The following is a 20,425-nucleotide window of genomic DNA, read 5'->3' as shown; positions in this document are numbered from 1 at the left end:
CGCGTAGCCGTAATAAGTTCTCAGGCCTGGTCGATCCTGGCCGCATAACAACCACGTTTGGCATTGTGCACGTGGATATAGCTGACAGCCGGGTTCTCAAACAGCCGCGCGATCACGGTTTCAATGGCCGTGCCTTCCACCACATCGGCATCGACCATCATCCCACCTTCCGTATAGCCGCGCAGCGACAGCAGCCGGATGCGCATCGATTCCGGCACCTGGTCGACGGCGTCATAGGCTTGCGTGGCACCCTCGCGGATAAAGATGGCGTGCGAGGCGCGGTAGGGCGTGTCCGCATCCTGGCAGACATGGTTCAGCAGCAGCACCGTGTCGCCGATCGCCGCGTCGCGCAGTTCGATGCGGTCCGGGTAACCGGGCTGGCTGTCGACCACATGGCGGATAATGCCCAGCGCGGCCAGTTCGGCGTCGGGCAGGCCGAAACAGGCCAGGAAAGGGGCGGGCGACAGGCCGCGGATACGAAAAGACATGGTCAGGCTCCGGTGTGGTCAAAGCGTTATCAGACCATGATGGATGGGGGCTCGCCATCCGTTTCTTGCTCCGTGCATTCCTGCACCAACTGGCTTTTTAACGCCTGGTTACTGCCAAATTAATACTCCACAGTAAGTGTTATCCACGATCCTGGCGGCCCGGCAAGGGCAAATAACGGTGATAAAATCGCTGTTCTTGATATTTGCTATAGACAATCGCCGTGTTGTGAGTTTGGCCCCGCGCGAGGGCCAAAACAGCAGCGGCGCCGTGTTTTCCTTGTCCGCACCATCGCCACTCCATCGCTGCCGCAAGCTGCGGCGCGGCGGCGGCATGCATGCGTCATCACCATCGTTACCCCTTGATCCGGCCGTTCTTGCGCTGGAGGGATAGCCATTTTCCGATGATCTTGCGCTTGCCGCCCGGGTGGCCTGGAAGAACCAACCCTCAGTATTCATAACGGAGTTACCCATGCGTAAATCGCTATTACTTTTGATGTCGTTCCTGATCCTGGCGGCATGTGACAAGACCCCTCCGGCCTCGTCCGAAAAACCGGTCGACGTGCTGCTGATCGGCGCCGGCACCATGAGCGCCACCCTGGGCAGCATGCTCAAGGAACTCGATCCGTCGCTGACGATGGAAATGGTCGAGCGCCTCGATTCCGTGGCCGCCGAAAGCTCGGATGCGATGAACAACGCGGGCACGGGCCACTCGGCATTTGCTGAACTGAACTACACGCCGGAAGCGGCCGATGGCAGCATCGAGACCAAGAAAGCCGTTGCCATCAACGAGCAATTCGAAATTTCCAAGCAATTCTGGGCTTATCAGGTAGCCAACAAGCACCTGGGCGCGCCGCAAACCTTCATCAACAACGTGCCGCACATGGCCTTTGTCTGGGGCGACGACAATATTGCCTTCCTGAAGAAGCGCTATGCCGCGCTGCAAAAGGAAAACCTGTTCAAGGGCATGCTGTTCTCGGAAGACCAGGCGCAGATCGAACAGTGGGCACCGCTGGTCATGCAAGGGCGGGACAAGGGCCAGAAAGTGGCCGCGACACGCATGGAAATCGGTACCGACGTCAATTTCGGCAATCTCACGCGCGGCCTCGTGAAATACCTGACGGACAGCCACGGCATGGTCCTGCACCTGCGCCACCAGGTGGAAGACATCCAGCGCGGCGCCGATGGCGTATGGAACGTGACGGTGAAAGACTTGAACGCCGGCAAGGAAAAGACCATGCGCGCCAAGTTCGTCTTCATCGGCGCCGGTGGCGGTTCGCTGCCTCTGCTGGAAAAATCGGGTATTCCTGAAGCCAAGGGCTACGGCGGCGTGCCGGTCGGCGGCCAGTGGCTCGTGACGACCAATCCGGAACTGGTGGCGGCGCATGCGGCCAAGGTCTACGGCAAGGCATCCGTCGGTTCGCCGCCGATGTCCGTGCCGCATCTCGATACGCGCATCATCGATGGCAAGAAAGCCCTGCTGTTTGGCCCGTTTGCCACCTTCTCGACCAAGTTCCTGAAAAACGGTTCGTGGATCGATTTGCCTGCCTCGATCGGCACGGGCAATGTGAAACCCATGCTGCAAGCCGGCTATGACAATATTCCGCTGACGAAATACCTGGTCGAACAGGTCATGAACACGCCGGAAGACCGTTTGAAAACCCTGCGCGAATACTTGCCGAACGCCAAGATGGAAGACTGGACCCTGCAAAACGCGGGCCAGCGCGTGCAGATCGTCAAGGATGATCCTGTCAAAGGCGGCTTGCTGCAGTTCGGTACGGAAGTCGTCGGCGCCGCCGATGGCAGCATCGTTGCCCTGCTGGGTGCATCGCCAGGCGCCTCGACCGCGCCGCCGATCATGATCAAGGTGCTGCAAACGGCATTCAAGAGCCGCCTGGCTACGCCTGAATGGCAAGCGAAGATGGTGGAAATGGTGCCGTCGTACGGTCAAAAACTGAACAATGATCCGGCTCTGGCCAACAAGATCCGCCACTACAGCAGCAATATCCTGGGTCTCAAAGCGATTACCCTGGACGTTCCCGCCGCTGCGCCAGCGCCGGCAGCAAACTAAGTCGGCCTGACCGGCAGGGGAGTTTCCTGCCGGCATGAAAAAAGGGGCAGCCTGTTCAGGCTGCCCCTTTTGCGTGGGAGAGTGCGTTCATGGTGCGGCGGACTACTCCTTGCCTGGCAAAATCAGCTCCGGCGTACACCCTTCGGCGGCAATGCCGTCGCAAGGCTTGGCCAGTGCCGTACCATCCTGTGCCCGTGGCGCATGGGGCTGGCGCAGGTAGCGCGACGTGTGGCGGTGCGCTTGCTGTGCGTTGCCATGCACGGGCCAGGTCAGGAAGCGGGACAGCTCCTGCAAGGCACGCTGGTAGACATCGCGTTTAAATTCAATGACGACATCGAGCGGGACCCAGTATTCATGCCAGCGCCAGGCGTCGAACTCGGGATGGTCGGTCAGGCGCAGATTGACGTCGTTATCGCGCGCGCACATTCTCAGCAGAAACCAAATCTGCTTCTGGCCACGGTAATGGCCACGAATCTCGCGCTTGATGAAGTGGTCTGGCACCTCATAGCGCAGCCAGTCGCGGGTGCGGCCGACAATTTTGACGTGTTCCTGTCTGAGTCCGATTTCCTCTTCAAGTTCGCGAAACATGGCTTGTTCCGGTGTTTCGCCATATTTGATACCGCCTTGCGGAAACTGCCATGAGTGCTCGCGCACCCGCTTGCCCCACCACACCTCGTTCTGGGCGTTTAGCAGGATGATGCCGACGTTGGGCCGAAACCCTTCACGGTCGAGCATAATGCACCTCAAACTTTCTGCGACAGTGCGTCTTTTTTTACATAATTACCCACAACTTCGCAAGCCGGTGACCTTTTCGGGGTGCGAAAAGCGCCGGAATCGCACCAATTGAGCGCATTTGTGTAAAGTATGGACGCATCAGCCAGCTAATCCTTTAAAATTAGGTTGATTATAACCCTCTCTTTTTAAAAAGAATTCACCGTTATGCGCGCCTCCCGTTTTTTTATTTCCACACTTAAAGATGCACCTTCTGACGCGGAAATCGTCAGCCACCAGTTGATGATGCGTGCAGGCATGATCAAACGCCTCGGTTCCGGCATCTATACCTACATGCCGATGGGCTTGCGCGTGATCCGCAAGGTGGAAGCCATCATCCGTGACGAGATGAACAAAGCCGCCGGCATCGAACTGCTGATGCCGCTCGTGCAGCCAGCCGAACTGTGGCAAGAGACGGGCCGCTGGACCAAGATGGGCGACGAACTGATGCGCGTGAAAGACCGCCACGGCCGCGAATACGCGATCCAGCCGACATCGGAAGAAGTCATCACCGACGTCGTGCGCACGGAAATCAAGTCCTACCGCCAGTTGCCGTTGAACTTTTATCACATCCAGACCAAGTTCCGCGACGAGCGCCGCCCACGTTTCGGCCTGATGCGCGGCCGTGAATTCACCATGAAGGACGCGTACTCGTTCGACCGCGACCTGGCTGGCATGCAGGCGTCGTACAAGGTCATGTTTGACGCCTACACGCGCATCTTCACGCGTTTCGGCCTGCAATTCCGCGCCGTGGCCGCCGACAACGGCGCCATCGGCGGTTCCGGTTCGCATGAATTCCACGTCATCGCCCACACGGGTGAAGACGCGCTCGTGTACTGCCCGACGTCCGACTACGCCGCCAACATGGAAGCGGCCGAAGCGCTGCCGCCAGCGGGCGAGCGTCCGGCCGCTGCCCAGGCGCTGACGAAAACGGCCACGCCGGACACCGTCAAGTGCGAAACCGTGGCGGCCCTGCTGGGCATAACCCTGTCGCAAACCGTGAAAACCATCGCCCTGACGGTGGAAACCGTTGGCAAGGATGAAAAAGTCACGAAACAGCATTTCATGCTGCTGCTGCGCGGCGACCATGAGCTGAACGAGATCAAGGTCGGCAAGGTTGCCGGCCTGGCCGGCCACCGTTTCTCGACGGAAGCGGAAATCCTGGAAGTCTACGGCACGATTCCCGGCTACCTGGGCCCGATTGCTACCCGCGCCCCCGTCACCGTCGTGGCGGACCGCACGGTCGCCCACATGAGCGACTTCGTTTGCGGCGCGAATGAGGCCGGTTTCCACTACACGGGCGCCAACTGGGGCCGTGACGTGGCCGAGCCTGCCATCGTGGCCGATTTGCGCAATGTCGTCGCCGGCGATGCGTCGCCGGACGGCCAGGGCACGCTCGCCATCGAGCGCGGCATCGAAGTGGGCCACGTGTTCCAGCTGGGCACGGCGTACTCGGAAAGCATGAAAGCCACCTTCCTCGACGAAAACGGCAAGCCTGCGCCGCTGCAGATGGGCTGCTACGGCATCGGCGTGACGCGCATCCTGGGCGCCGCCATCGAACAGAACTTCGACGACAAGGGCATCATCTGGCCAGCGTCGATCGCACCGTTTGAAGTCGTGCTGTGCCCGATGGGCATGGACCGCAGCGAACTGGTCAAGGAAGAGACGGAGAAGCTGTACGCGGCCCTGCAAGGCGCCGGCGTGGACGTCATCGTCGACGACCGTGGCCTGCGCCCTGGCGCCATGTTCGCTGACTGGGAACTGATTGGCGTGCCGCACCGCATCGTCATCGGCGAGCGCGGCCTGAAAGAAGGCAAGCTGGAATACCAGGGCCGCCGCGATGCGGAAGCGACCGGCGTGGCACCGGACGAGATCGTCGCCTTCATCCAGGGCAAAATGGCGCAGTGAAGCGCTTATCGCCAAGTAAAACGGCTGGCGCGCTCGCGCTGGCCGCTGGCCTGGCCTGCGCTCCCTTTGCGCAGGCCGGCAACCAGAAGGAGGAGGCGCTGGCCGACTCCGTCCGCCTGGCCCTGTCGCACGCGATCCGCGACGAACGCCCGCCGCAACCCAAATTTGCCACTCCCGCCGACTTGCAGCGCTACCAGCAATGGCTGGCGCAGATGTCGCAACGTCTGCAGCGCAAGCTGCCGGATGCGCAACTGCGCACGGAATTTCTGGAAACCGTCTGGTATGAAGCGCGCCGCGCGGGCCTGGAACCGGCCCTGGTGCTGGGCCTGATCCAGGTCGAGTCGGCTTACCGCAAATATGCCGTCTCGCTGGCCGGCGCGCGCGGCTACATGCAGGTGATGCCGTTCTGGACGGGCGTCATCGGCGACAGCGACCGCAGCAAGCTGTTCCACATGCAGACGAATCTGCGCTACGGCTGCGCGATCCTGCGCATGTACCTGGATATGGAAAAGGGCGACTTGTACCTGGCGCTGGGGCGGTACAACGGCAGCCGGGGCCGGCCCGAGTATCCGAATGCGGTAAGGGCGGCGTGGAAGCAGTGGGAATTCAAATGAGGGCCGGGGTCAGACCCCTCGACCGTTAGCGCAAGCCCCTGAGTTGGCGGCATTGAGGGTCTGACCCCAAAAAAATGCCCCGCTCGCAGTGATGCGGCGGGGCACTCACACGGCGCGGAACGCCCTGTGCGTATCTGATTATTTCAAATGATCGGAGATCAGTTTCGTCATTTCAAACATGGAGACTTGGGCTTTGCCGCCGAAAACTGCTTTCAGCTTGTCGTCCGCATTGATCATGCGGCGGTTGGCCGGATCTTGCAGATCGAGTTTTTTGATGTAATCCCATACCTTTTTGGTCACTTCCGTGCGCGGCAGTGGTGCTGCGCCAACAACGGCGGCCAGCTCTTTCGATGGCGTCATTGCTTTCATGAATGCTGCGTTTGGCTTGCGTGGTGTTGCCGGTGCTGCCGCTTTCTTCGCCGCTGCTGGTTTAGCTGCTGCTTTGGCTGCGGGTGCTGCTTTCTTGGCGGCTGCAGGCTTGGCTGCTGCTGCTTTGGCTGGCGCTGCTACTGGGGTTTTTTTGGCTGTTGCCATCTTCGAGCCTCCTTAACAAACACATGGGAAATTGCGCAATTAATCGCACGGCTAATATTGGTGTGGATTTACCTTGTATGCAAGTGTTTTTCACGTTTTCACGAGGAAAAAGCAGGGAAATGACCATGCTGTCGCCCGGGCGCACCGCTTGGGGGCGCAGAACGGCGTTTTTGCCCGTAAATGGCATGGTTGCTGGCTATGCGGGGAGGGGTACTGCGGGGAGCAAGGAAATGATGCCGGACGCCATGAAAATGCAATCCGGCATGATTTTATAACGGTGTTTCTTGACTTGAACTACATTTCACGCGGCGTAAAAAAGGCCTTCAAAATCACAGCGAGCGGATGGTATCTGTGGCCGGGAAGCGCAACCGTACTGAAGTACGGTGAGCATCGCCGGCCGCAAAGCGCCCCGCGCAGCGGATTTTGAAGCCTTCCACTACCTCATGCCGGGCATCATGCCCTTCATGGAGCGCATCATCTTCATCATGCCGCCGCCCGACAATTTCTTCATCATCGTCTGCATTTGCTCGAATTGCGTCAGCATGCGGTTCACTTCCTGCACTTGCACGCCGGCGCCGGCGGCGATGCGGCGCTTGCGCGTGGCCTTGATCAGTTCAGGCTTGGCGCGTTCCTGCGGCGTCATCGAGTCGATGATGCCGCACATGCGGCGTACCTGCTTGTCGGCTTGATCCATGTTCTTGCCGCCTGCCGCCTGCTGGAACTGGGCTGGCAGCTTGTCCATCAGGTTGGCCATGCCGCCCATTTTCTTCATCTGGCCCAGCTGCGCCTTGAAGTCGTTCATGTCGAACTTGCCGCCGACCTTGATCTTTTGCGCCAGGTCGGCCGCCGCCTTGCTGTCGACGCCCTTGCGCGCCTCTTCCACCAGGGCGAGGATGTCGCCCATGCCAAGGATGCGGTTGGCCATGCGGGTCGGGTCGAACGCTTCCAGGCCGTCGAGTTTTTCCGAGACGCCGGCAAACTTGATCGGTTTGCCCGTGATGTGGCGCACCGACAGGGCCGCCCCGCCGCGCGCATCGCCATCGAGCTTGGTCAGCACGATACCGGTCAGCGGCAGCGCATCGTTAAACGCTTTCGCCGTGTTGATGGCGTCCTGGCCCAGCATGGCGTCGACGACGAACAGGGTTTCGATCGGTTTCACGGCGCCGTGGACGGCGGCGATTTCTCGCATCATCTCTTCGTCGATACCGAGGCGGCCCGCCGTATCGATGATCAGCACGTCGTGGTAGTGCTTTTTCGCCCAGTCCAGCGCGGCCAGGGCGATATCGACCGGCTTGTCCGTGCTGGAAGACGGGAAGAAGTCGGCGCCTACCTGGGCGGTGACCGATTGCAGCTGGGCGATCGCGGCGGGACGGTACACGTCGGCCGAGACGGTCAGCACTTTCTTCTTCTTTTCTTCCTTCAGGTATTTCGCCAGCTTGCCGACGGTGGTGGTTTTACCCACACCCTGCAGACCGGCCATCAGGATGATGGCGGGCGGCTGCTGCGCAAAGCTGATCTGCGACGCTTCCGGTCCCAGGTCGGCGCCCATCAGGGCGGCCAGCTCGCGCTGCACCACGCCAACCAGGGCCTGGCCTGGCGTGAGCGAGGAAATGACATCCTCGCCCATGGCTTTTTCTTTGACTTTGGCGATGAATTCGCGCACGGCGGGCAGGGCGACGTCGGCTTCGAGCAGCGCCAGGCGCACTTCGCGCAGCATGTCGGCGGTGTTCGCCTCGGTCAGGCGCGCCTCGCCGCGCATGGTCTTGACGACTTTGGCAAGCCGTTGGGTGAGATTATCTAGCATGATGAACCTGCAATGAAAAGCTTGGGAGTGGGCGGCGAAAGCCGGACGATGGCCGTCATTTTACCTTATCGCGGTTGGCTGGCGGTCCTGCGCTGCATCGCCTGGCGGTTGGCCTGCTTTTGAATTAGTTGGTATTTCTGGCAATGCCGCGATTGCATGAAAGTCAAAAACACGGTTAAAATGAGAATAATTCTTATTTACATTCTCGGGTGCCGCACGCCTGAGCGGAAAGGGATGCCATGTCGGCCGCCGATTTTGCACAGCAACAAGACCTGCACGCGCTCTACAGCAGCCATCATGGCTGGCTGCAGGGCTGGCTGCGGCATAAGCTGGGCAATGCGGGCGAGGCGGCGGACCTGGCGCAAGACACCTTCATCAGCGTGCTGACCAACGGCACGGCGCCGCAGATCCGCGAGGCGCGGCCTTTTCTCGCCACCATCGCGCGGCGTCTGGTGGCGCACCGCTACCGCCGGCAGGTGCTGGAAGACGCCTATCTGGAGGCGCTGGCCTGCCTGCCGCCCGAGGTGGCGCCCGCGCCGGAAGAACGGCTGCTGGCGCTGGAAGCCTTGCAGCAGATCGATGTGGCCCTCGACGGCTTGCCGGGTCCCGTGCGCACGGCGTTCTTGCTGGCGCAGCTCGAAGGTCTCAGCTATGCCGAGATCGCCGCGCGCCTGAACGTATCGGCCAGCTCGGTCAAGCAATACCTGACGCGCGCCAACCGCCAGGTGTTTTTCTCCCTGCCGGCATGAGCACGGTGGCAGAACCCGCGGCCGCTGCGGCCATCGGCGAGGAAGTGCAGCTGCAGGCGGCCGAGTGGCTGACCGTATTGATGTCGGACGAGGCCAGCGAACAGGAACACGCCGCCTGGCAGTGCTGGCGCGAGGCGGACCCTGAACATGAACTGGCCTGGCAGCATATCGAAGCGGTGTCGCAGCGGTTCAGCGGCTTGCACCGCGGTGCGGCCGCGCAGGCGCTGGCGGGCACGCAGCAGAAAGCCGTCAACGGCAAGCGGCGCCAGTTGCTGGCGTGGCTGGGCGTGGCGGCCGGCGGCGGCATGCTGGCCGCGCAGACGGGCGCCTGGGATGGCGTGCGCGTCCTGCGTGCCGACTACCGCACGGCCACGGGCGACAGGCGCGAGATAGTGCTGGACGATGGCAGCGTGCTCAGCTTGAATACGGATTCGGCCGTGAATGTGCGTTTCGACGCCAGCCGCCGCCTGATCGAGCTGCTGGCCGGCGAAATCCTCGTCGTCAGCGGTCACGGCATCGGCAGCGACGCGCCGCTGGAAGTGGCCACGCGCGAAGGCCTGGTGCGCGCGCTGGGCACGCGCTTTTCCGTGCGCCAGCAGGATGACTACAGCACGGTGGACGTGTTTGAAAGCGCCGTTGAAATCCGCCCCCGCGACGGCATCGGCGCGCCCTTGCTGCTGACGGCCGGGCACGGCGTGGCATTTTCCCGTCAGGCGCCAGACGCGCCGCACGCCATCGGTGCATATGCGGACGCCTGGTCGCGCGGGCAGCTGATCGTCGATGACGTGACCCTGGGCGATTTCCTGGCCGACCTGGCCCGTTACCGCCCCGGCGTGATCGACTGCGCGCCGCAAGTGGCCCAGCTGCGCCTGTCGGGCGTGTTTCCGCTGGCCGACACCCAGCGCATTTTGAACATGCTGCCCAACTCGCTGCCGGTGCAGGTGCGCAGCCGCACGCGGTATTGGGTGACGGTCGAACCGGCGCCGTAGCACCCCACAAAAATATTTGCAGCCGGACTGCCCGTTTTTCGTTTTCGCGGCACCTACAGGGTAGGGCGGCTGTTTTTTACCGTCTCATGACGCCACTTTTCAGGATTTTTCATGCAACAGGTTTTGCATCTTGTTAATTTCGTATCGCATCGTCCTCAGCGGCATCCGCTGGCGCTGGCCGTGACGGCCTTGTGCCTGGCCGCCGGTACCTCCGCGTTGGCGCAGCAGGTGCCAGCCACGCCCGCCACCGAGCAAACCATGCTTGGCGTGTCCGTCACGGCAGGGCGCGATGCGACGACGGAAGGCAGCGGCTCGTATACGACGGGCGTGAGCAATACGGCAACCAAGCTGAACCTGTCGCTGCGCGAGACGCCGCAGTCCGTCAGCGTGCTGACGCGCCAGCAGATCGACGACCTGGGCATCACCACCCTGGATGACGCCGTGCAGTCGATCACGGGCCTGGTCATGCAAAAGGGTAACTTTACGGGCGATTCCGGCAGTTTCAGCGCACGCGGCTTTCCAGTCGACAACATCCTGTTCGACGGCTTGCCCACCAGCCTGGGCGCGAACGGCACCTTCAATGGAGACAATGACGACCTGGCCATCTATGACCGCATCGAAGTGGTGCGCGGCGCCACGGGCTTGATGACGGGCAGCGGCACGCCCAGCGCCGCCATCAACCTGGTGCGCAAGCGCCCGACGGCCACGCCGCAAGCGTCGTTCTCGACCAGCATCGGCAGCTGGAGCAACTACCGCCTGGAAGCCGATGCGGCCAACGCGCTCAACGAAGCGAAGACCCTGCGCGGGCGCATCGTCGCGACGGTGCAGGACAAGAAGGATTTTGTCGACGTGCTGCATGGCCGCAATCACCAGCTGTACGGCATCATCGAAGCCGACCTGCGTCCCGATACCACGTTGAACCTGGGCGCCCACTACCGCAAGACGGATAACGACGGCGTCACCACGGGCGTGGTAACGGCCGCCGACGGCACTTTTCTGAACTTGCCCCGCTCGACTTATCTGGGCACCGACTTCGATGGCTGGCGCCAGACGGACAAGACCATCTTCGCGGAACTGGAACACCGCTTCGCCAACGGCTGGAAGGCCAAGCTGGCGGCCACGCGCAAGACGCCCGAGATCGACACGACGTTTTCCGGCATCAGCCGCCGCGGCGACACCCTGCGCTTCAATTCGCAAAGCTACCGCGCCGAACTGGCCAACACCAGCTATGACGCGTATGCCACTGGCAGCTACAGCCTGTTCGGCCGCGAGCACGAGCTGACGGTCGGCGCCAGCCACCGCCGTTCGTCGAAAAACAGCTATGGCGGCTGGGCGCCGTACAGCTGGGGCGCGGCGGCGCCGGTGCTCGACCCGTTCAACTGGGATACGGGCAGCGTGGCGCGTCCCGTCATCAATTACGCGCAGTGGCGCACGGCCAGCATCACCGAGCAAAGCGGCGTGTATGCGGGCACGCGCATGCGCCTGGCCGAGCCGCTGTCGCTGGTGCTGGGCGGGCGCGTAAGCTGGTACAAGGACGATGCCGGCTACTCGGTGGCGCGCGAATTCACGCCGTACGCCGGTGTCGTGTATGACCTCGACAAGCAGCATTCCGTGTACGCCAGCTGGACCGAAATCTTCCAGCCGCAGGCTTCCACCGACGCCAATGGGCAGCCCTTGAAGCCGATCAGCGGCACCAACTATGAAGCGGGCGTGAAAGGCGAATACTTTGGCGGCGTCCTCAATGCCAGCGCGGCCGTGTTCCAGATCCGCCAGAAAAACCGCGGCGTGGACGACCTGGCTGGCCCCAATCCCTGCCCCGGCAGCACCTGGGGCTATTGCCAGCGCGCGTCGGGCGAAGTGCGCAGCGAAGGCGTGGAGCTGGACGTGGCGGGCGCGCTGACGCCCGACTGGCAGCTGTCGGCCGGTTTTACGTATGTGAAGGCGCAATTTACGCGCGACAGCGATCCGGCCAATATCGGCAAGGATTTCAACAGCCGCTATCCGCGCCAGCAGCTCAAGCTGGCCACCAGCTATCGCCTGTCCGGCGCCGCGCAGGGCTGGCGCGTCGGCGCCTCGGTGTACGGGCAGGGCGCGACCGAGTCGACGGACGGCAGCTACCATCTGCGCCAGGGCCGCTATGCGATCCTGGGCTTGAATGCGGCGTGGCAGATCGACAGCCGCGCCGAACTGCGCCTGAACGTCAACAATGCGCTCGACAAGCACTATTACCAGAGCATCTATTCCGATGTCTTCGGCAATCTGGTGGGTACGCCGCGCAACCTGATGCTGACCTTGAACTACAAACTGTAAATAATCACTTTTGAATGACCTATCTTGATGAAGGATGCATGGCTTATGAATGTGCAGTTGAATCTGGCCCACGCCAGCAATGGCGTGAGCCAGCGTGTGCCGCAGGGAGCGCCGCGATGATGAAATCGGCCAACATGATGTTGTTCTCGCGCGTGCTGGCCGCCATTTTTGGCGGCTATGCGCTTACGTCCGGCGTGGCAGTGCTGCTGTCGGCCGTGCTGCCGCTGTCGCGCGCCGAAGCCGTGCTGACGGCCACCCTGAGCGCCTTCGTCGTATATACCTGCGCCGTGATCTGGGTCTTTGCCGTGCAGGACCTGCGCCGCGCCTGGCTGGGCATGCTGCTGCCGGCCATCGCCTGCGGCGGCATCGGCATGCTGCTGTCGCGAGGTGCCGCATGAACGCCGTCAAGGTAGACAAAGTGGTCAAGACGCCGCAGCAGGGCGGCTTGCGCCAGGCCATGGCCTGGCTGCATACGTGGAGCGGCCTGTGGATTTCCTGGCTGCTGTTCGCCATTTTCCTGACCGGCACCCTGGCCGTCTTCGACGACCCGATCGGCCACTGGATGACGCCCGAGCACGCACTGGAAGAGGCGGCGCATGCGAACGATCCGCCGCTGCCGAAGGTCACGGACCGCGCGCACCGCCTGGAGCTGGCGCTTGATTTCATGGCGAAGGAGCACCCGAAGGCGGACATGTGGGAAATCTGGCCCGTGCAGCGTCCCGGCCACGGCCTGTCCGCCTACTGGTTCCAGCCCAGCGGCGGCTATGGCTCGGCGGACCTCGATCCGCTGACGGGTGCCGTCATCGAGCATGCGCGCGAGGCAACGGAACGGGAAACCATCGGCGGCCACCATTTCGTCGATTTCCACTACGAGCTGCACGCGGGACGCATCGGCGTGTGGATCGTCGCCATCACCACCATGATTATGCTGGTGGCGCTGGTGAGCGGCGTCATCACGCACAAGCGCATCTTCAAGGATTTCTTCACCTTCCGCCCGGCCAAGGGCCAGCGTTCGTGGCTCGACGCGCACAATGCGGTGGCCGTGCTGACCTTGCCGTTCCAGTTCATGATCGCCTACACGGGCCTGGCATTCTTCAGCGATGACTATGTGCCGGCCCCCGTGGTGGCGCAATACGGCATGGACAATCCCAAGAAGGCCTTCCTGGCCGACTGGAACGATGCGGGCAAGCCCGTGAAGACAGGCCAGCCGCTGGCCATTCCCGCGCTGGAGTCGTTTGCGCAGCGTGCCGAGCAGGCCATCGGCCAGGAAATCCGCGCCGTGGTGCTGGACAATCCGAACGATGCCTCCATGCGCGTCTGCATGTACGGCTGGAATGAAGACGCGGAACTGCTCACGCGCCTTAGCGCCAATTCGGGCAGGGCCTGTTATGCGCTGGCCACGGGCGAGCAGGTCGCCGTGCGCCTGCCGGGCAAGTCGGATACGGGCGGCGCGGGCCTGACGCGCTCCGTCATGTCGAACCTGCACATGGTGGGCTTTGGCGGCACGCCGATGCGCTGGCTGTACTTCTTCTGCGGCCTGGCCGGCACGGCCATGATGGGCACGGGCGCCATCCTGTTCATGGTCAAGCGTCGCCAGAAGTCCGGCGGCGAGTTCGGCGCCTACACGCAGCGCGTGTACCGCGTCATCGAATGCCTGAACGTGGCGGCGATTGCCGGCCTGGCCATCGCCTGCGTGGGTTTCCTGTGGGCGAACCGTTTGATCCCCGTCGGCATCGAGCAGCGCGCCGGCTGGGAAGTGCGCGCCTTCTTCGGCGTGTGGTTCCTGATGCTGGTGCACGCCTGCCTGCGCGGGGAGAAGCGCGCGTGGATCGAGCAACTGGGCTTGCTGGCCGCCCTGTGCCTGCTGCTGCCGGTGCTCAATGTCTTGAGCACGGGTGACAACCTGGTGGCGCAGATCGCGCGCGGCGACTGGGAAAGCGCCGGCGTGGAACTGGGCAGCATGGCCTTTGGCCTGCTGGCCGCCAGGGGCGCGTGGAAAGTCCACAAGCGCAAGGAAAAACCGGTCAAGAAGGCTGCACCGAAGGAAAGCGCTGCGCCCTCGGCCAGCCTGCAAGTCAATACGGAAGGACAGTCATGATCAATACCATCCTCTGTGCGCTGGGCCTGTCGTATGCGGGCATGGCCAGCCTCTCCCTGGCGATGGACCGCCATCACGGCCAGGTCTGGGGCAGGGACGCGGCGCCGAACGTGCGGCGCGCGCTGCAACTGGCCGGTGCCGTCCTGCTGGCGCTGGCCATCTGGCCTTGCGTGGCTGGCTGGAGCGCCACCGTCGGCGTGGTCGCCTGGCTGGGTTTCATCGGCGCGGGAGCGCTGCTGGTGGCCCTGCTGCTGCCGTACGCCCCCCGCTTGCTGTTTCGTAGTTCCCTGCTGGCAGCCGTCGCCGCGCTGGCAGGTCTTGTGACGTTTCTGCAGTAATTTTGACTGCCATTTTCAAGGATAGACCGATGCACTTTTCACGCCTGGCGACACCGATTGATGTTTTGAATGTACTGAAAGTGGTTTCCTGATGGCGGCCCGCCTGCCTTCCCGCCGCACCCGTATCCTCGGCGGCGTGGTCTTGCTGGCGCTGTTTGGCGCCGGTGCACTGTGGGCCACGCGTGGCCCGGCCACCGTATTCGACACGGCGCCCGTCAAGCGCGGCAATATCGAGGCCAGCGTCACGGCCATCGGCACGCTGCAGCCGCAAACCTATGTCGACGTGGGCGCGCAGGTGTCGGGCCAGATCACGCGCCTGCACGTGCAGCCCGGCAGCGCCGTGGAAAAAGGCCAGCTGCTGGCCGAGATCGACCCCAGCGTGCAGCAAGCCACCGTCGACGCGGGCCGCGCCGCGCTGGCCGGATTGCGTGCGCAGCTGGCCGACCAGCAGGCGCAGCACCGCCTGGCGGGCCAGCAGCACGTGCGCCAGAAGCAGATGGCCAAGTTCGACTCGACGCCTTTGGCCGACCTGGAAACGGCCGAAGCCACCCTGGCCTCGGCCGGCGCCAAGATCGATCACCTGAAGGCGCAGATCGACCAGACCCAGGCCAGCCTGAAGGCGGACGAGGCGCGCCTCGGCTATACGCGCATCTATGCGCCGATGGCCGGCAAGGTGGTGGGCCTGGACGCGAAGGAAGGGCAAACCCTGAACGCCACGTACCAGACGCCGAATATCCTGCGCATCGCCGATCTGTCGGCCATGACGGTGTGGACGGAAGTGTCGGAAGCGGACGTGCGCCGCGTGCGCCCGGACATGCCCGTGTACTTCACCACCCTGGGCGGTGACCAGCGGCGCTGGAGCGGCAAGGTGCGGCAAGTGCTGCCGGCCCCGCCGGTGCCAGGCGGTTCTGCCGCCGGCACGGCCCTGGCGCCGTCGACCAGCAAGGTGATTTTATATACCGTGCTGTTCGACGTGGATAACGCCGATGGCGAATTGATGCCGCAGATGACGGCGCAAGTGGTATTTGTCACGGCCGCGGCGAACAATGTGCTGGCCGTGCCCTTGCCGGCCCTGAAACCCTCGACGCAAGAAGGCGCCAAGCCGGGGCAGTTTACGGCCCGCGTGATGGATGCGGACGGCAAGGTCGATACGCGCACCGTCACCGTGGGCGTGCGCAACCGCCTCAGCGCGGAAGTGCTGCAAGGCTTGCGCGAAGGCGAATTGCTGGTCACGGGCGAGCAGCCGGCCGGCAGCGGCAGCAGCAGGTTCCAGCTGTGAGCGCCATGAGCGAGGCCGCGTCGCTCGGGCAACCCGGGCAGCCGGAGCAGGCGGCGCCGTTGATTGAACTGCAAGGCATCCGCAAGCGCTATGGCGGCCATGACGGCGCGCCGGCCGTGGAAGTGTTGCGCGGCCTGACCTTGTCGATCGGCGCCGGCGAATTCGTCGCCATTGTGGGCGCGTCCGGTTCCGGCAAGTCGACCCTGATGCATTTGCTTGGCTGTCTTGACCGGCCCAGCGACGGCACCTACCGTTTCGCCGGCCAGGACGTGGCCAGCCTGAATCCCGATGAACTGGCGTGGCTGCGGCGCGAAGCGTTCGGCTTCGTCTTCCAGGGCTATCACCTGATCGCCACCGAATCGGCGCGCGAAAACGTGGAAGTACCGGCTCTGTACGCGGGCATGCCGGCCGCGGCCCGCCATGCGCGCTCGGAAGCGCTGCTCAAGCGCCTGGGCCTGGGCGAGCGGCTCGATCACCGGCCAAACCAGTTGTCGGGCGGGCAGCAGCAGCGCGTGTCGATCGCGCGCGCCCTGATGAATGGCGGGCGCATCATCCTCGCCGATGAACCGACGGGGGCGCTCGACAGCAGCAGCGGCGCCGAAGTCATGGCCCTGCTGGGCGAACTGGCCGACGCGGGCCACACCATCATCCTTATTACGCATGACCGCAAGGTGGCGGCACAGGCGCGCCGCGTGATCGAGATCAGCGATGGCGAAATCATCGAAGACTCGGGCGCCATCGCCATTCCCGCCACGTCGACGGCCCTGCCGCCGCTGGACATGTCGCGCGCCGCCCACGACACGGGCGCGTCGCTGGGCACGGAATTGCTCGACGCGGCGCGCGCCGCCTGGCGCGTGTTGTGGATTAACCGCTTCCGCACGGGCTTGACCTTGCTCGGCATCGTCATCGGCGTCGCTTCCGTGATCGTCATGCTGGCCATCGGTCTGGGCACGCGCCAGCAAGTGATGGCGCAGCTGGGCGCATTCGGCTCGAACCTGCTGTACATGGCGTCGCGCGGCGAAAGCTCGCGTATTCCCGGACGCAGCATCACCCTGGCCGACCTCGATGCGCTGAAAGACGTGCCGGGCATTACCCACGTGCTGCCGAATGTCACGGGCAACAAGGTGATACGCCACGGTAACCTCGACGTGCAGACCTATGTGCGCGGCACGGGGCCGGCCCTGCCGCAGATCCAGACCTGGCCGGTGGCCAAGGGCGGCTTCTTTACCGAGGAAGACGAGCGCGAGATGGCCACCGTGGCCGTGCTGGGTGCGCACCTCGCGGAAAAGCTGATGCCCGACGTGGCCAATCCCGTGGGGCAGAGCATCCTGATCGGCAACGTGCCTTTCCAGGTGATCGGCGTGATGAGCGCGAAGGGGGCGCTGACGGGCGAGAAGGATGAAGACGACGTGCTGCTGCTGCCGTTTTCCACGGCCGGCATCCGCGTCTTCGGCCAGCGCGAGCCGACGTACACGGTGATGGCGGTGGCCGACGTCAAGCGCGTGACGGAGGTGGAGGCGGCAGTCGACGCCACCATGTTCGAGCGCCACCGCATCCGCGACTACGGCATCAGCAACGCGGCCGCGTCGATCGCCGCCGAAGCGAAGACGCAGGACAACATGACCATGATGCTCAGCCTGATCGCCGCCGTTTCCCTGGTGGTGGGCGGCATCGGCGTCATGAACGTGATGCTGATGACGGTGCGCGAGCGCACGCGCGAAATCGGCATCCGCATGGCGACGGGCGCGCGCCGGCGCGATATCCTGCGCCAGTTCCTCACCGAAGCCGTGCTGGTGTCGGTGGTGGGCGGCGTGGCCGGCATCGTGGTTGGCGTGACGGTGGCCGGCCTGCTGCTGGTATGGGACGTGCCGGTGATCTTTTCCCTGAGCGCCATCGCCGGCGCGTTTGCCTGCGCCGTGGTGACGGGGCTGGTGTTTGGCTTCATGCCGGCGCGCAAGGCGTCGGGACTCGACCCCGTGGTGGCGCTGGCGGGACAGTAGCAACAGACGGTCGTCATAACGCCGGCAGCGTGGCTGCCGGCAAAAAAATGTTGCCCTGGCTCCAACACGCGGTACTATCTCTTGATAATAAGAGCAGTGTTTCGCGTAGCTTTGCCCTTGCGGGCACACACCAACCACCACAGGAGAACCCGATGCGTAAGAAATTAACCTTGAAGACCGGTATTGCCGCCGCCCTCATGCTGGCCTTCGGCATGGGTGCCGTCCAGGCGCAGGAAGTCGTGCGCCTGGGTAACTTGAAATTCGCCCATTACGGTGCCGTGTCGTACATCAAGGAAATCGCGCCCAAGTGCGGCATCAAGGTTGAGGAGCATGTGTTCGCCAAGGGCCTCGACGTGATGCAGGCGATTATCGCGGGCGAACTGGACGTGGGGGCGACGGCGTCCGAAGCGGCCATTTCCGGCCGCGCCGGCGGCGCGCCCATCTACGTGGTGGCCGGTTTTGCCAAGGGCGGCGCGCGCCTGGTGGGCGGGGCGGGGCAAAAGATTGCCAGCGTCAAGGAACTCAAGGGCAAGCGCGTGGGCGTGACGCGCGGCGGCATCCAGGAAGTGCTGCTGCTGGCCGAGCTGTCGCAAGCTGGCCTGACGTATTCCGAAACCAAGGGCAAGGATGTGCAATTGGTATTCCTGGCCTACGCCGACTTGAACCAGGCGCTGATGGGCAAGAATATCGACGCCATGATGCAGTCCGAGCCGCAATCGTCGCAGGCCATCAACAAGGGTTTCGGCACCGAAGTCATCAAACCGTACGACACGCCGATCGGCGAACCCGTGCGGACCATGGTGATGACGGAAAAGTTCTACAAGGAACGCCGTCCCGTGGCGGAAAAATTCATGCGCTGCTTCGTCGAAGCCACCAAGACCTTTATCGACAACAAGGCGACGGCGGAAAAGTATGTGCGCGAAGTCGTGTTCCGCGGCCAGATCACGAAGGATGACTTCGACGACGCGATCAGCAATTCGCCGTATTCGTATGATATCTCGCCCGAGCATATCCAGACCACCACGGACGTGATGGTGAAAACGGGCGTGGGCCGCATGACGAAACCGCCCGTGGCCAAGGACTGGGTCAAGACCGACTTGCTGGAGCAGGCGAAAAAGAGCCTGAACGTGAAGTAAACCGGATATTGGCAATGCCCGATGGCCCGCTTAAGCGGGCCATCATTTTTTTGCGGCATACTAATATATACAGGTAGCGTGAAAGATTGCCGAAATCTTGAGGGTGCGCCACCCCGTCATGCCTCAGGCGCGATATCATGGCAGGCTTGCGGCATTGGATGGCGGCGTCGTGCCTGTCACCGGGCTGTCGCCTGAATCGCGCTTGTCGGCTATGGTGTAAACTTAAACTATGCAGATCTATTTCTTTTTCATCGCCGCGCTGTTGTACGCGGCGTGCGCGGTGCTTCCCTCGTCCCGTGCCCGGCTCATTGCCGGCCTGACCGGCGTTGCCTGGCTGGCGCACGCCGCCACCTTGTGGTTCGACCTGATGGCGCCGGGCACCTTGCGCTTCGGTTTTTCCGCCATGCTGTCGGCCGCGCTGTGGGTCTCGGTGGGCGCCTACTGGATAGAGAACCGCAATTTCAGCCTGGACGGACTGCGCCGCATGGTCATGCCCAGCGCCGTCCTCGCCATCGGCCTGGCCTGGGCCTTTCCTGGCAGCCAGGTCAACATGGAAGGCAAGTCGGCCGTCTTCGGCTGGCACATTGCCGTGGCCGTGCTTGCCTACAGCACCTTGACGATTGCCGCCTTCCACGCCGTGCTGATGGCGCTGCAGGAATCGCGTTTGCATACGCGCAGCGAAAGCCGCGGCTTCATCGGCACGGCGCTGGACCAGTTGCCAGCCCTGCTGACGATGGAAAAACTGCTGTTCCGCATGATCGGCCTGGGCTTCATTCTGCTGAGCCTGACCGTGCTGTCGGGTATCGTGTTTTCCGAACAACTATTTGGCAAGGCCCTGAACTGGGATCACAAATCCGTGTTTACCATGCTGTCGTGGCTGTTGTTTGCCGCGCTGCTGGCAGGCCGCCGCTTTCGCGGCTGGCGCGGCAAGACGGCCCTGAGTTTTACCCTGGCCGGTTTCGCCACCTTGCTGCTGGCCTATGTCGGCAGCCGTTTTGTACTGGAAGTGGTTTTACACCGAGGATTCGCATGACACGTGTTTTATTCTGGCTGGCGCTGGTATTCCTGGTGCTGTTCGCTATCCGCAGCAAGATCCGGAGCATGCAGCAACGGGCCCGCGCGCAGCAGCAACAGCAGCCGAATCCGTTTGCGCCGCCGGGCCGGCCGCAGGAATTGCCTGATGCCGAACTGATGCTGTGCTGCGCCCATTGCGGCGTGTACTACCCGGCCTCCGAAAACGTGCAGGCCAAGGGCCACGATTACTGCAGCCACGCGCACGCCACCTTGTAAGGGCGTGCCGGCGCGCGTTGCTCATCCGTATCGTAACGGCCTCCGGCAC

The 20,425-nt window shown here is 63.2% G+C and carries 20 protein-coding genes; 15 read left to right on the top strand and 5 right to left on the bottom strand.

Translation table 11 applies throughout. The features are described from left to right. Window positions 1–20: 20 nt before the first annotated feature. Window positions 21–488, bottom strand: a complete 468-nt coding sequence (locus CSQ91_RS17155; protein ID WP_099389046.1) for a DUF1203 domain-containing protein — start codon at window positions 486–488, stop codon at window positions 21–23. 139 nt (window positions 489–627) lie between these two features. Continuing rightward, complete coding sequence (locus tag CSQ91_RS28705) at window positions 628–825, bottom strand: hypothetical protein (protein WP_139144129.1); 198 nt, start codon at window positions 823–825, stop codon at window positions 628–630. 132 nt (window positions 826–957) lie between these two features. On the opposite strand from CSQ91_RS28705, the gene mqo reads away from it, so the two are divergent. Beyond that, window positions 958–2,556 carry a malate dehydrogenase (quinone) gene (gene mqo / locus CSQ91_RS17150; protein WP_257217379.1) on the top strand — a complete coding sequence of 533 codons (1,599 nt, stop codon included), beginning with the start codon at window positions 958–960 and terminating at the stop codon, window positions 2,554–2,556. 102 nt (window positions 2,557–2,658) lie between these two features. Here mqo and CSQ91_RS17145 read toward each other — a convergent pair whose 3' ends face one another. Continuing rightward, window positions 2,659–3,291 (bottom strand): RNA pyrophosphohydrolase, encoded by a 633-nt coding sequence (locus CSQ91_RS17145; protein ID WP_034780273.1) that lies wholly within the window; start codon window positions 3,289–3,291, stop codon window positions 2,659–2,661. A 204-nt stretch (window positions 3,292–3,495) separates the two neighbouring features. Between CSQ91_RS17145 and CSQ91_RS17140 the strand changes: the two genes are divergently transcribed. Continuing rightward, window positions 3,496–5,235 carry a proline--tRNA ligase gene (locus tag CSQ91_RS17140; RefSeq protein WP_099389044.1) on the top strand — a complete coding sequence of 580 codons (1,740 nt, stop codon included), beginning with the start codon at window positions 3,496–3,498 and terminating at the stop codon, window positions 5,233–5,235. Beyond that, window positions 5,232–5,849, top strand: coding sequence for a lytic transglycosylase domain-containing protein (locus CSQ91_RS17135; protein ID WP_099389043.1), 618 nt, complete (start codon window positions 5,232–5,234; stop codon window positions 5,847–5,849). Before CSQ91_RS17140 ends, CSQ91_RS17135 begins: the two co-directional genes overlap by 4 nt. A gap of 138 nt (window positions 5,850–5,987) precedes the next feature. Here CSQ91_RS17135 and CSQ91_RS17130 read toward each other — a convergent pair whose 3' ends face one another. After that, the gene (locus tag CSQ91_RS17130) at window positions 5,988–6,383 is read right to left on the bottom strand and encodes an SWIB/MDM2 domain-containing protein (protein ID WP_071653383.1); all 396 of its coding nucleotides are present in this window, start codon (window positions 6,381–6,383) and stop codon (window positions 5,988–5,990) included. A gap of 77 nt (window positions 6,384–6,460) precedes the next feature. Here CSQ91_RS17130 and CSQ91_RS28700 point away from each other — a divergent pair, with 77 nt between their 5' ends. Continuing rightward, entirely contained in the window at window positions 6,461–6,658 is a 198-nt protein-coding gene (locus CSQ91_RS28700) for a hypothetical protein (RefSeq protein ID WP_143451043.1), read from the top strand. A gap of 161 nt (window positions 6,659–6,819) precedes the next feature. On the opposite strand, the gene ffh is transcribed toward CSQ91_RS28700, so the two are convergent. Then, the gene (ffh, locus tag CSQ91_RS17125; RefSeq protein WP_034780269.1) at window positions 6,820–8,187 is read right to left on the bottom strand and encodes a signal recognition particle protein; all 1,368 of its coding nucleotides are present in this window, start codon (window positions 8,185–8,187) and stop codon (window positions 6,820–6,822) included. A 239-nt stretch (window positions 8,188–8,426) separates the two neighbouring features. Between ffh and CSQ91_RS17120 the strand changes: the two genes are divergently transcribed. The 11 genes from CSQ91_RS17120 (at window position 8,427) to CSQ91_RS17070 (ending at window position 20,376) form a co-directional block, all read left to right on the top strand. Then, window positions 8,427–8,936, top strand: a complete 510-nt coding sequence (locus CSQ91_RS17120) for a sigma-70 family RNA polymerase sigma factor (RefSeq protein ID WP_070255996.1) — start codon at window positions 8,427–8,429, stop codon at window positions 8,934–8,936. Next, complete coding sequence (locus tag CSQ91_RS17115; protein WP_180278450.1) at window positions 8,933–9,925, top strand: FecR domain-containing protein; 993 nt, start codon at window positions 8,933–8,935, stop codon at window positions 9,923–9,925. The genes CSQ91_RS17120 and CSQ91_RS17115 overlap by 4 nt, the downstream gene beginning before the upstream one ends. A 111-nt stretch (window positions 9,926–10,036) precedes the next feature. Further along, window positions 10,037–12,235, top strand: a complete 2,199-nt coding sequence (locus CSQ91_RS17110; protein ID WP_099389042.1) for a TonB-dependent siderophore receptor — start codon at window positions 10,037–10,039, stop codon at window positions 12,233–12,235. Between the two features lie 116 nt (window positions 12,236–12,351). Continuing rightward, window positions 12,352–12,633, top strand: a complete 282-nt coding sequence (locus tag CSQ91_RS17105; protein WP_080753264.1) for a hypothetical protein — start codon at window positions 12,352–12,354, stop codon at window positions 12,631–12,633. Further along, window positions 12,630–14,333, top strand: coding sequence for a PepSY-associated TM helix domain-containing protein (locus CSQ91_RS17100; protein ID WP_257217377.1), 1,704 nt, complete (start codon window positions 12,630–12,632; stop codon window positions 14,331–14,333). Before CSQ91_RS17105 ends, CSQ91_RS17100 begins: the two co-directional genes overlap by 4 nt. Continuing rightward, window positions 14,330–14,671: a DUF3325 domain-containing protein gene (locus CSQ91_RS17095; RefSeq protein ID WP_070281569.1), complete on the top strand. Its 342-nt coding sequence runs from the start codon at window positions 14,330–14,332 to the stop codon at window positions 14,669–14,671. Before CSQ91_RS17100 ends, CSQ91_RS17095 begins: the two co-directional genes overlap by 4 nt. A gap of 91 nt (window positions 14,672–14,762) precedes the next feature. Then, a complete protein-coding gene (locus CSQ91_RS17090; RefSeq protein WP_070255985.1) occupies window positions 14,763–15,950 on the top strand; it encodes an efflux RND transporter periplasmic adaptor subunit in 1,188 nt (395 codons plus the stop codon). Between the two features lie 5 nt (window positions 15,951–15,955). Continuing rightward, the gene (locus CSQ91_RS17085; protein WP_099389041.1) at window positions 15,956–17,950 is read left to right on the top strand and encodes a MacB family efflux pump subunit; all 1,995 of its coding nucleotides are present in this window, start codon (window positions 15,956–15,958) and stop codon (window positions 17,948–17,950) included. 152 nt (window positions 17,951–18,102) lie between these two features. Then, entirely contained in the window at window positions 18,103–19,086 is a 984-nt protein-coding gene (locus tag CSQ91_RS17080; RefSeq protein ID WP_099389040.1) for an ABC transporter substrate-binding protein, read from the top strand. Between the two features lie 229 nt (window positions 19,087–19,315). After that, window positions 19,316–20,119, top strand: coding sequence for a cytochrome C assembly family protein (locus CSQ91_RS17075; protein ID WP_034780265.1), 804 nt, complete (start codon window positions 19,316–19,318; stop codon window positions 20,117–20,119). Continuing rightward, window positions 20,116–20,376, top strand: coding sequence for a PP0621 family protein (locus CSQ91_RS17070; RefSeq protein WP_034780264.1), 261 nt, complete (start codon window positions 20,116–20,118; stop codon window positions 20,374–20,376). The genes CSQ91_RS17075 and CSQ91_RS17070 overlap by 4 nt, the downstream gene beginning before the upstream one ends. The last annotated feature ends 49 nt before the right edge of the window (window positions 20,377–20,425 follow it).

Origin of the sequence: Janthinobacterium sp. BJB301, assembly GCF_002735685.1 — a bacterium.
GTDB lineage: Bacteria > Pseudomonadota > Gammaproteobacteria > Burkholderiales > Burkholderiaceae_D > Janthinobacterium > Janthinobacterium lividum.
Note: the sequence above shows the minus strand (reverse complement) of the source record. Positions and strands in the feature narration are given on the sequence as shown.

Coding starts and splice junctions, on each gene's coding strand:
- CSQ91_RS28700 (WP_143451043.1), top strand. CDS start 6,461: ATGCAAGTGTTTTTCACGTTTTCACGAGGAAAAAGCAGGGAAATGACC.
- CSQ91_RS17070 (WP_034780264.1), top strand. CDS start 20,116: ATGACACGTGTTTTATTCTGGCTGGCGCTGGTATTCCTGGTGCTGTTC.
- CSQ91_RS17115 (WP_180278450.1), top strand. CDS start 8,933: ATGAGCACGGTGGCAGAACCCGCGGCCGCTGCGGCCATCGGCGAGGAA.
- CSQ91_RS17110 (WP_099389042.1), top strand. CDS start 10,037: ATGCAACAGGTTTTGCATCTTGTTAATTTCGTATCGCATCGTCCTCAG.
- CSQ91_RS17130 (WP_071653383.1), bottom strand. CDS start 6,383: ATGGCAACAGCCAAAAAAACCCCAGTAGCAGCGCCAGCCAAAGCAGCA.
- CSQ91_RS17155 (WP_099389046.1), bottom strand. CDS start 488: ATGTCTTTTCGTATCCGCGGCCTGTCGCCCGCCCCTTTCCTGGCCTGT.
- mqo (WP_257217379.1), top strand. CDS start 958: ATGCGTAAATCGCTATTACTTTTGATGTCGTTCCTGATCCTGGCGGCA.
- ffh (WP_034780269.1), bottom strand. CDS start 8,187: ATGCTAGATAATCTCACCCAACGGCTTGCCAAAGTCGTCAAGACCATG.
- CSQ91_RS17140 (WP_099389044.1), top strand. CDS start 3,496: ATGCGCGCCTCCCGTTTTTTTATTTCCACACTTAAAGATGCACCTTCT.
- CSQ91_RS17120 (WP_070255996.1), top strand. CDS start 8,427: ATGTCGGCCGCCGATTTTGCACAGCAACAAGACCTGCACGCGCTCTAC.
- CSQ91_RS28705 (WP_139144129.1), bottom strand. CDS start 825: ATGCATGCCGCCGCCGCGCCGCAGCTTGCGGCAGCGATGGAGTGGCGA.
- CSQ91_RS17080 (WP_099389040.1), top strand. CDS start 18,103: ATGCGTAAGAAATTAACCTTGAAGACCGGTATTGCCGCCGCCCTCATG.
- CSQ91_RS17075 (WP_034780265.1), top strand. CDS start 19,316: ATGCAGATCTATTTCTTTTTCATCGCCGCGCTGTTGTACGCGGCGTGC.
- CSQ91_RS17145 (WP_034780273.1), bottom strand. CDS start 3,291: ATGCTCGACCGTGAAGGGTTTCGGCCCAACGTCGGCATCATCCTGCTA.
- CSQ91_RS17090 (WP_070255985.1), top strand. CDS start 14,763: ATGGCGGCCCGCCTGCCTTCCCGCCGCACCCGTATCCTCGGCGGCGTG.
- CSQ91_RS17105 (WP_080753264.1), top strand. CDS start 12,352: ATGATGAAATCGGCCAACATGATGTTGTTCTCGCGCGTGCTGGCCGCC.
- CSQ91_RS17095 (WP_070281569.1), top strand. CDS start 14,330: ATGATCAATACCATCCTCTGTGCGCTGGGCCTGTCGTATGCGGGCATG.
- CSQ91_RS17085 (WP_099389041.1), top strand. CDS start 15,956: ATGAGCGAGGCCGCGTCGCTCGGGCAACCCGGGCAGCCGGAGCAGGCG.
- CSQ91_RS17100 (WP_257217377.1), top strand. CDS start 12,630: ATGAACGCCGTCAAGGTAGACAAAGTGGTCAAGACGCCGCAGCAGGGC.